The sequence below is a fragment of the Bacteroides caecigallinarum genome (assembly GCF_016901995.1).
GTDB classification, from domain to species: domain Bacteria; phylum Bacteroidota; class Bacteroidia; order Bacteroidales; family Bacteroidaceae; genus Phocaeicola; species Phocaeicola cellulolyticus.
The window spans coordinates 1-10751 of record NZ_JACJLE010000079.1 but is presented as its reverse complement, the minus strand read 5'-3'; the positions used below and the strand labels follow the sequence as shown (position 1 = coordinate 10751).

The 10751-nt window shown below is 39.2% G+C and carries 6 protein-coding genes; 1 reads left to right on the top strand and 5 read right to left on the bottom strand.

Annotation, left to right across the window (positions count from 1 at the left end):
- Positions 1–238: 238 nt before the first annotated feature.
- Positions 239–1606, bottom strand: coding sequence for an alanine/glycine:cation symporter family protein (locus tag H6A61_RS14480; protein ID WP_204394585.1), 1368 nt, complete (start codon positions 1604–1606; stop codon positions 239–241).
- 100 nt (positions 1607–1706) lie between these two features.
- Positions 1707–3314 (bottom strand): DUF6377 domain-containing protein, encoded by a 1608-nt coding sequence (locus tag H6A61_RS14475; protein ID WP_204394584.1) that lies wholly within the window; start codon positions 3312–3314, stop codon positions 1707–1709.
- A gap of 259 nt (positions 3315–3573) precedes the next feature.
- Here H6A61_RS14475 and H6A61_RS14470 point away from each other — a divergent pair, with 259 nt between their 5' ends.
- Positions 3574–5760, top strand: coding sequence for an alpha-galactosidase (locus tag H6A61_RS14470; RefSeq protein ID WP_204394583.1), 2187 nt, complete (start codon positions 3574–3576; stop codon positions 5758–5760).
- A gap of 111 nt (positions 5761–5871) precedes the next feature.
- Here H6A61_RS14470 and H6A61_RS14465 read toward each other — a convergent pair whose 3' ends face one another.
- The 3 genes from H6A61_RS14465 to H6A61_RS14455 all read right to left on the bottom strand — a co-directional run bounded on the left by H6A61_RS14465 (position 5872) and on the right by H6A61_RS14455 (position 10640).
- Positions 5872–6861, bottom strand: coding sequence for a M28 family metallopeptidase (locus H6A61_RS14465; protein WP_430746820.1), 990 nt, complete (start codon positions 6859–6861; stop codon positions 5872–5874).
- 108 nt (positions 6862–6969) lie between these two features.
- Positions 6970–9372 carry a glycoside hydrolase family 3 N-terminal domain-containing protein gene (locus tag H6A61_RS14460; protein WP_204394581.1) on the bottom strand — a complete coding sequence of 801 codons (2403 nt, stop codon included), beginning with the start codon at positions 9370–9372 and terminating at the stop codon, positions 6970–6972.
- An 11-nt stretch (positions 9373–9383) separates the two neighbouring features.
- Positions 9384–10640 (bottom strand): alpha-L-fucosidase, encoded by a 1257-nt coding sequence (locus tag H6A61_RS14455; RefSeq protein WP_239469245.1) that lies wholly within the window; start codon positions 10638–10640, stop codon positions 9384–9386.
- Positions 10641–10751 lie beyond the last annotated feature (111 nt).

The following is a 10751-nucleotide window of genomic DNA, read 5'->3' as shown; positions in this document are numbered from 1 at the left end:
AAAGAACTTCTTGTTTAGCAACCGTATCATTTTCGATTGCGGGTGCAAAGGTACGCACTTTTTTTATTCCTGCAATACTTTGCACAACTTTTTTTTCAAAAAAATTACAAGAATACAGATAACTCTTTGTTAATCAATGAAAAAATAAAGAATATTTTTTTCGATACTGTTACAATACTTGAAAATAACACTTAATATTACACATTATAATAATATTAATAAAACATACCACTTCTACTCATGACAGAGAATCATCATAATCATCAAGACGATTATTCCACAAATATTTTCTAGTCTCTTTCACTATCACTCCAGACAGCAATAACAATGATATAAGATTTGGTACAGCCATAAAAGCATTGACTATATCAGCAAAGCTCCATACAAGAGACAAATTAACTACAGAACCTACATAAATCATAATAATCCATACTATCCTGTATGCAAGCATAACCTTTTTCCCTCCAAGATATTCTACTGCTTTCTGCGAATAATATGTCCATCCCAAAATAGTACTGAAAGCAAATGTCACTATACCAAATGAAAGAACCGGAGTTCCTATATATGGAATTTTGGCAAAAGCCATCTTTGTCAAAGCCGCATCACTTGTATGGTCTATATCCGGATAAGCCAGAATACTACTAACCAAAACAAGTCCTGTAAGAGCACAAATCACCACTGTATCCCAAAAAGTTCCGGTAGAAGAAACAAGAGCCTGTCTTACGGGATTGCGGGTTTGTGCAGCTGCAGCTACGATAGGCGCCGACCCCAAACCCGATTCATTTGAAAAAAGTCCTCTCGCTATACCATATCTGGCAGCCATCATTACGGTAGTACCAGCGAAACCACTTCCTGCAGCTCTTGCAGAAAATGCAGACTCGAATATGAGGTTAAAAGCCTGTCCCAAATAAGCATGGTTGACAATCAGGATATATATACACCCCAAGACATACATAACAGCCATAAACGGAACGAGTGCAGTGCAAACTTTCGCTATACCTTTCACACCGAAAATCACTACGAGAGCAGTGAGGACACTCATACATATACCGCTAAAATGCGGAGATATATTATACGACTCATTAAGTAAAAGAGAGATAGAATTAGCCTGCACAGTATTTCCTATTCCAAAAGCAGCCAGTGCTGTAAAAATACAGAATAATATACCCAGCCACTTCATACCAAGACCTTTTTCAAGTGCATACATAGGTCCTCCTATCATTTCACCTGAAGAATTTTTCACCCTATACTTTACGGCAAGAAGACCTTCGGCATATTTTGTTGACATACCAAGAACTCCTGTAAGCCAACACCAGAATACAGCTCCCGGTCCACCTAAAGCCACAGCCGTTGCCACGCCTATGATATTTCCCGTTCCTATAGTTGCAGCCAAAGAAGTGGCCAACGCTCCGAACTGGCTAACATCACCATCAGCATTACCCTCTTTAGAGAACGAGAGTTTCAAGGCTTTAAATAAATATAACTGAGGAAATCTTAACCTTATAGTCAGGAAAAGATGTGTACCCAAAAGCATAATTATCATTGGCCATCCCCAAACCAACGAACTGAAATCCTTAAAGAAACTTACTATTGAAGATAAATCCATTTGTTATTATTTTGAGCGCAAAAATAACAAATAAACATATATATCCAATAAAAAGTAATAATAAAATCGTAAAATATAAATTTGAATAACATTAATACAATTACACAATAGGACATAAGTTTCTCACCTGTTCCTCAAATTCCTCTCTGTTTTTTGCCTTATTCTTGACTGCAGTCCTATAATTATAAATAGTCTGAGGAGAGTAGAACAACAAAGTCGCTATTCTGGAACTATCCTTTATTCCCAATCTGATAAGAGCAAAAATCCTCAATTCGGTGTTCATAATCTCCCCCTTTCCAGGAATAATACTTTCATCTTCCCTCAAAAGCAAATTAAACTCATTAACAAAATTAGGATAGAGTGTAAGAAAAGCCGTATCAAAATTCACAAAGAACTGCCTTGCATCACTGTCAGTCATTTTGCTGTTGTTTGACATTTTCAGCAAGTCATCAATCTGCCTTGCTTTCACTTTTCTCTTCACCAAATCCTGATAGTTGTTAAGCTTATCTATATATGCAGCACACAGTTCTATAAAAAGACTGACATATTCCTCACGCGTACGATTAGTTTTCAAAAGTTCAGAATTCAAGTTTTTAAGCTGCATATTCATCTCTGTTACAATAGCCCTCTGCCTGCCCAGCAACTTAAATTGTCTGAAAATATAGAGCATAGCAAAAACCAACATAATACTTAGGAAACTTATAAAATAAACCGACCTTACAAGCACCTTATTCTTTTCAATCCATTTATTCTGATAAGTATTTACTATAGGAGGAAATTTTTTTGCTATCTCAAGCATTCTCAATCTGTTATTATAAAACATTGCATCCTCCATAGAATAATTGATATATCTGTTTGCCCTCTCCAAATCAGGCTTCTGACTCTGATATAGCAACATCGCAAGCTCCTGCATAGACAGATTTTCCTTCAACGGACAAGTTATATCCGAAATGGCAGACATCACAAGATATTTTTCATACTCCTGCATATTTCCCTGTCTTTTATGCGCAAAAGCCAGACCGCACGTTACGCATGCATACAATCGTGTATCTATTTTCAAACCTTGCAACGCTTTTTCATAAAATTTCTGTGCTTCCGGCTGTTTTCCTTTTCTTGCAGCCAATTCACCACTGAAATACATATATTCCTTAGATGAAGGATTCATCACCATAAGCATAGAGTCAATATACAGAACTTCTTTATCTTTAAAATCAATGGAAAAATCATCATTGGCTGAATATTCGCTCCATACACTATAAACCCACTCATACGCAGAAAAATAATCCAAAAGCAACGATTTGTCTATTTTATTTCTCTCTATACTGTTAAGTATGTCCAGCGACTGGGAAAAATATCCGGTTGTAGCAAGCAGCAGAGAACGGTTAATCTTACACCGATGAACATATGAGTCGGCTCCAGATTTTAATGCCATTTCATCCATCAACGACAAATAATAAAGTGCAGAGTCTGACCTGTATGTATAATATTCATCAAAAACTTTACTATACAACTCAAACAATTCTGCATTACTCATATAATGAGTTTTCATGTTCTTGATACTGTCAATACGAGCCTCCTTCCTCAAACAAATTTCATCTCTACGTAAAAGAACCGCATCAAGTTCATCATATAACTTTTCAATATCATTCACCGCACTGATAAATGACACTTTAATTATAAGCAGAAAAAATAAAAATATTTTCTTCATAAATCATTAATTGAGGAGTATGACACAAAAATAAATAAAGTTTCCGATAAATCAAAATCTACTTAACACGCTAAAACTATAACATTTAAACAACTGATTTTATGGTAATTACATAATAATATATAATAAAACAATCTACTTTACATCTACTATAACCTAAATAGATGGGTGATTAATCTTATATTTGTATATCGTTCATTGAAAAACATTATTTTTTATCACCAAAAGGTAAAAAACTCAATAACTAAAAATAATAACCATGAAAAAATTAATCATCGCCGGTGCACTTGCGTGTATGACTTTACACACAAATGCAGAAAACAAAGTATTCCGTATTTCAACAAATCAGACAGACCTGATACTCCAGGTAGCCGACAACGGCCGTCTGTATCAAACCTATTTAGGTGAAAAATTACTTCACGAAGAAGACATAAAGAATTTAAGATGGGATGTACATCCTGGATCTGATGCCAGTGTAAGCCAGCGTGGATGGGAAGTTTACAGCGGTTCCGGTAACGAAGAATTCTATGAGCCTGCATTAGCAATCACTCATAACGATGGAAAGACATCTACATATTTATATTATGTGTCTTCATCTACAAAAGAAGTGGAAGGCGGTACACAAACTACAATCAATCTTCGCGATGACAAATATCCTGTAGATGTTACACTACACTATGTGGCATATCCTGAAGAAAACATAATCAAGACATGGAGCGAAATCAAGCATCAGGAAAAGAAACCTATCATTCTTTCCACTTATGCTTCGACAATGCTATACTTCAACCGTGCATCATACTATCTGACAGAATTCAGCAGCGACTGGGCAAAAGAAGCACAGATGAGTAGCCAACAGCTTCAGTTTGGAAAAAAAGTAATCGACACAAAACTTGGAAGCCGTGCAGCCATGCACACACATCCTTTCTTCGAAGTAGGACTTGACCAGCCTGTAGCTGAAAACCAAGGAGAAGTACTGATGGGAACACTGGGATGGACAGGTAACTTCCGTTTCACTTTCGAAGTAGATAACGTTGGCAATTTGCGTGTAATTCCAGCTATCAATCCTTATGCATCAAACTACGAACTTCCTAAAAACGAAGTATTCACTACACCTGAATTCATATTCACTCTTAGCTATAACGGAACTTCAGAAGGAAGCCGTAACTTCCACAACTGGGCCAGAAACTACAGTCTGAAAAACGGAAAAGGCGAAAGACTTACTCTTCTGAACAACTGGGAAAACACCGCATTCGATTTTGACCAGGAAATATTGGCAGAACTGATGAAAGAAGCAAAACATCTTGGTGTAGATATGTTCCTTCTTGACGACGGATGGTTTGCAAACAAATATCCACGTAAAGATGACAAAGCCGGACTTGGCGACTGGGAAGTGACACACAGCAAACTGCCTGGAGGTATTCCTGCACTGGTTAACTCAGCAAAAGAAGCCGGAGTGAAATTCGGTATATGGATTGAACCTGAAATGGTGAACTCTAAGAGCGAACTGTTCGAAAAACATCCGGACTGGGCTATACACGATGAAAACAGAGAAACTTACTACTACCGTAACCAGCTTGTCCTTGACCTGAGCAACCCCAAAGTACAGGATTACGTTTACAGCGTAGTTGAAAATCTGATGAAAGAAAACCCTGAGATAGCATTCTTCAAATGGGATTGCAACAGTCCTATCACAAACATCTACTCTCCATATCTGAAGAACAAACAGGGTAATATGTACATTGACCATATACGCGGTGTATATAATGTAATGAAACGTGTAAAGGAAAACTATCCAGATGTACCGATGATGCTTTGTTCAGGCGGTGGTGCGCGTTGCGACTACGAAGCACTGAAATACTTCACAGAATTCTGGTGCAGCGACAATACAGACCCGATAGAACGTATCTACATTCAGTGGGGATTCTCACAGTTCTTCCCTGCAAAAGCTATGTGTGCACACGTTACAAGCTGGAACAAGAACACTTCAGTGAAATTCCGTACCGATGTAGCTTCTATGTGCAAGCTCGGTTTCGATATAGGTCTTAAAGAAATGAGTGCAGAAGAACTGGAATACTGCCAGACTGCCGTTAGCAACTGGAAGAGACTGAATCCTGCAATCATGGACGGTGACCAGTACCGTCTGGTTTCACCATACAAGTCAAACCACATGGCAGTGAACTATGTAAGTAAAGACCAGAACAAAGCAGTATTGTTCGCTTACGACGTAAATCCTAGATTCCACGAAAAACTGATGAACGTAAAACTTCAGGGACTTGACGCAAACAAAATGTATAAAGTAGAAGAAATAAACCTTATGCCTGATACAGAATCAACATTCAAGTCAAACGGAAAAGTTTATTCAGGCGATTACCTCATGAAAGTTGGTCTGGAAGTATTTACATTTAAATATGCCCAGAGTCATGTAATTGAAATTACAGCAGAATAATACAAAGACTAAATACTGGACTAAGTTTCTCATTAGTAAAATAGGCTGCCTCAAATATTTGGGACAGCCTATTCAATTATATAAGAACCTTAAATTCCTGACCGTAAACAATCAATAATCCGATTCATTCGCCAAATTCCACATATTAAGAAAAGAAGCCTTGGTTATATCCACCACCTTTTCCCAATTCAGCCTGTCTGCATGATCCGATGGCTGATGATAATCAGGATGTCCGTCTGTATGATACCATATGATAGGTATATCAAGTACAGCAAAAGATGCATTATCACTACCTCCTACAGGACGATTCCATGAACGATAATCAGGCTCCAGATGAAGTCCATAGCGGATGATATCATCTTTAAGCCACTTTCCGAAAGCCGGATGTGAAGCAGTATAGAAGTAAACTACATGATTCGGATTGTCTGGTTTGCTGTTACGCCCTATCATATCAAAATTCAAATACCCCTTTACTTTGCCGATAAAATCACAGCTCTGTACGAAATAGCGTGAACCCAGCAGTCCTTTCTCCTCACCATCCCAAAAAGCAATTACAACATTTCGCATTGGCTTCTTACCGCTTGCCTTAAAGGCACGCGCAATCTGCAATACAGCCGAAACGCCAGATGCATTATCGTCAGCTCCATTATAAATAGGATCATTGGATAGAGTCTCATCAACACCCAAATGATCGAAATGTGCACCAACAATAACATATTCGTCAGTTTTCTCTCCGGGGATAATACCCAATACATTAGCCATGCGTAATACACGGTATGTACCATTCTTCAAACTAGAGATAGAATCAGGATGAACCTGCCAGCGAGCTCCTTTCTGTTGCCTTTCTTTGGCACAGGCCTCAAAATGCTGGAAATAACTGTCACCATAGAGAGGGTTAATACCAGCCTCTTTCAGACTGGCAGCCAGATAACGTGCCGCAATACGCGAATATATTGTTCCGGCTTCTCTACCTTGTAGTTCATCATCTGCCAGAAAACCGACAATAGCTTCGGCAGAAACACGGTTAATACTGTTCAGACCTCTATCAACAGCGGTCTGTGCATAGATGAACGGCGTTCCAATCTGAAAAACGCCACACATCATCAGGATGGAAATAATTGTTTTTCTCATAATTAACGGCAAAAATACTGATTACTTTTCAGACTACATATAAAGTATATCATCTTTCAGAAAATAATTAAATTCCCATTATAATGCCTTTACCGTCTTCCTCAACTTTATATCCTTGCTTGAGGCACCTATCATGAATTCAAATTCACCAGGTTCTACTGTCCATTGCATATTACGGTCCAACAGCTGTAAATCCTCAGGAGTAAGTTCAAATGTCACCTGTTTTGTTTCGCCCGGATTTAAGGAGACACGCTCGAAACCGCGCAATACAGAATCGTATGCTATGACACTGCTATACTTGTCGCGTACATAAAGCTGGACAACCTCATCTCCCTGACGCTTTCCAGTATTGGTGATGTTGAAAGTTATTGTATAATTTCCCTGAGTTCCCTGCTCAAGAGGAGAAACATTCATATCTGAATATTCAAAACTTGTATAACTCAGTCCATGACCAAAAGGATAAAGCTCACCCAACACACGTGTAGAACCGGAACCATTAGGACCGAATCCCGGCTGACTTCCATGTGAACCGGGCTTGAAAGGGAAGTTCAACTCTATCTGACCGACAGATTTTGGGAAAGTAACAGTGAGTTTTCCACCAGGATTATAATCGCCAAACAGTGTTTCGGCTATTACCGTTCCTCCCTGACAACTTGGAAACCATGTTTCTAGAATTGAAGGTATATACTTATCTGCCCAGTTGATAGTAAGAGGCTGTCCGTTTATCAATACCAGTACAACAGGTTTCCCTGTAGCATACAAGGCTTCAAGCAATTCCTGCTGGCGTCCGGGAAAATCAAGCGAAGTACGCGAACGGCTTTCACCAGTCCTGTATTCATCTTCTCCCAACACAGCTATAATGACATCACAATCCTCAGCCTTTTCAACAGCATTCTGAATACCGTCCTTTTCTGAATCCGAAAGAGACTCAGGCAATATCTCCGTTGAAGGCCATCCTTCATTGATTATATCACAACCTTTGGCATAATCTACCTCCACACTGCCTTGAAGATAGTTGCGCAAACCTTTCAGTACCGTTACTTTCTCCAGTCTGTTCGGACCATAACGGCTTTCCATGAAATTACTTTCATCAGCCAGCGGACCGGTTACAAGTATCTTCTTTATCCTGTTTTTGTCAAGAGGCAAAAGATTTCCATCATTTTTCAGCAGTACCAGAGACTGCTGCTGCATCTGCTTAACAAAATCCATATTACGATCCACACCTCCCATCTTATAGGATTCTTTTATATTCTCCACATAAGGATGGTCGAAAAGTCCTAGACGGAATTTCACACTCAACACTTCACTCACCCGCTTGTCTATCATAGCCATAGATATTTTCTTTTCCTCGATAAGACGGCGGATAGGCATAATGAAATCAGAAGGCGGAGTGAAATGAGTTCTGACATTCAATCCGGCTTCCAGAACCTGACGTACAGCCTCATCGTATGTTTCTGCCACACGATGTTTCGTATGAACATACTCTACAGCCTCACTGTCGCTTACCACATATCCGTCGAAACCATACTCTTCTCTCAGAAGTTCGGTAAGGAAATAATAGCTGGCTGTAACAGGCACACCGTCCCAATCATTATAGCTGCTCATCACTCCCATCGGATGTGCTTCGCGAATCACTTTCTTGAAAGGATACAAATAAATCTGATGCATTTCCCTTGGAGCGACATGCGGGTCTGTTCTGCAATTACCGTCCCTGCCACCTTTCGGAACACTATATACAGCAAAATGTTTCAGTGTGGATGCAACACCCTGCGACTGTATTCCATCCACCATCTGTGTTCCCATAGATGCTATCAGATAAGGGTCCTCACCATAACACTCCAGAGTACGTCCCCATCTTGGATCACGAACCACATCAAGGATAGGAGCATATACATTAGTATATCCCAAAGCTCTAGCTTCCTGTCCCACTATCTCTCCTGCTCTATACACAAGTTCCTTATTCCATGTACTTCCTATTGCTATTGGAGCAGGCAAGGGAGTTGCCTTGGTATGATTAAGTCCGTGAATACCTTCATTACTGAAATCAACCGGAATACCAAGCCTTGTCTCCTCTACAAACCATTTCTGGATTTTGTTTATAGCCTCAGCATGATTACTGAACGGATAGAGCATCTGCTCTACCAACTTCGACTTTCCCCCTACGCCATTAAGCATCTCGTCGATATTGGCTATTCCATCCTTCCAAATTTCATTTTTCCAATTTTCTGTAGGAAGAGAATCCTTCAATACACGCCCGTATCCATAGAGTGTTGCCAACTGACAAGTCTTCTCATTGATGTTCATCTGCAGCAACAGGTTTTCAACCCTCTTTTCAACAGGCTGTGAAGAATCTTCATAAATATCCTTCACACCATTCTTGTTGAAATCTATCCAACCTTTGTGATAGATATTTTTGTTTTGTGCTCCTGCAGGAAAAGCCAACAGCAAGCCTCCTAATAATAGATTTATGAGTTTGTTCATAGATGTAATAATTATTTTAACTTCAATTCAACTATACAGTCAATTTCCGGCTCCAGATTGTCTGTATGCAGAACTATTCCTCCTTTTATTTTTTCATAAGAAACCTTGGTACCAGTATTCAGATTTACTGCACTCACTACTTTATCTTTCAAAGGCAAGGTAACAAACTGTGGCATATTGTCTGTAAGTATATGTACATACAGTGTATTTCCTTTTCTGGTTGTCGTTCCCCAATCAGCTGTCATAACATCACCTCTTGTTGTGCCATAAACAGTTTCACCATACTCGGAAAGCCATTCACCCATACCTTTCAGACGTTCCAAAGCTACAGCAGGAATTTCACCGTTAGGCTGAGGACCTACATTCATCAACAGATTTGCTCCTTTACCGGATGCTCTGACAAGAAGTCTTATAAGTTCGGAAACCGATTTATAATTCTGATCCTGAATCTTATATCCCCACATTCCGTTCATAGTCTGGCAAGTTTCAAGAGGAAGCTGTCCTATCTCAGATTCAGAAGAAAGTCCAGCATTGTTTTCTCCCGGCAGATCGCGTTCAAACATCTGAAAATCCTCACCCTCTATCGGTTTCTTATGATGATTGTTTCCAATCATACATGCAGGCTGAAGCTTATGAATCAATGAATACTGTTCGTCAAGACGCCAATCGAAATCATCCGGCTGATCCCACATTCCATCAAACCAGATTGCGCCTATAGGCCCGTAATTGGTCAGAAGCTCTGTCAACTGGTTATTCATAAAATCAAAATAATCATTCCAGTTTCCATGTTTTGTACGACCGGTGTTTCTACCTGTTCGTCCGTATGGATAATAATCCTCGCGTGTCCAGTCGAGATGCGAATAATAAAGATGCAGTTTTATGCCCTGTTTCTTACATTCCTCTGCCAGTTCTTTCACTACATCGCGCTTGAATGGAGTGGCATCTACAATATTATAATCCGAATATTTTGTATCGAACATGGAAAATCCGTCATGATGTCTGGTTGTAAAACAGATATATTTGGCACCGGCCTTCTTTATGGAAGAAACCCATTCCTTTGCATCGAAACGTATAGGATAGAAACCTGAAGCCGCCTTGGCATATTCATGACAGTCGATACCTGCATTAGTCATATACCATTCACCCTGACCAAACATACTGTAAATTCCCCAATGGATGAACACTCCAAATTTACTGTCGCTGAATTCTTTGCGTGCCTGTAAATTACTCTCGGAAGGTACATAAGATGATTGTGAAAAAACCGGCATTGACACAGCAATGCTGTTAAGGGCTATAAAAGCTAAAGTTCTAAGTTTTAATGATTTCATAATTATATGACTAAAAGGTTATTTGTTTTTAATTTGTGACTATCAATATAT

Bases quoted from the DNA above. Each gene is read 5' to 3' on its own strand.
- H6A61_RS14480 (WP_204394585.1), bottom strand. From the start codon at position 1,606: ATGGATTTATCTTCAATAGTAAGTTTCTTTAAGGATTTCAGTTCGTTG.
- H6A61_RS14455 (WP_239469245.1), bottom strand. From the start codon at position 10,640: ATGCCGGTTTTTTCACAATCATCTTATGTACCTTCCGAGAGTAATTTA.
- H6A61_RS14470 (WP_204394583.1), top strand. From the start codon at position 3,574: ATGAAAAAATTAATCATCGCCGGTGCACTTGCGTGTATGACTTTACAC.
- H6A61_RS14460 (WP_204394581.1), bottom strand. From the start codon at position 9,372: ATGAACAAACTCATAAATCTATTATTAGGAGGCTTGCTGTTGGCTTTT.
- H6A61_RS14465 (WP_430746820.1), bottom strand. From the start codon at position 6,861: ATGTGTGGCGTTTTTCAGATTGGAACGCCGTTCATCTATGCACAGACC.
- H6A61_RS14475 (WP_204394584.1), bottom strand. From the start codon at position 3,314: ATGAAGAAAATATTTTTATTTTTTCTGCTTATAATTAAAGTGTCATTT.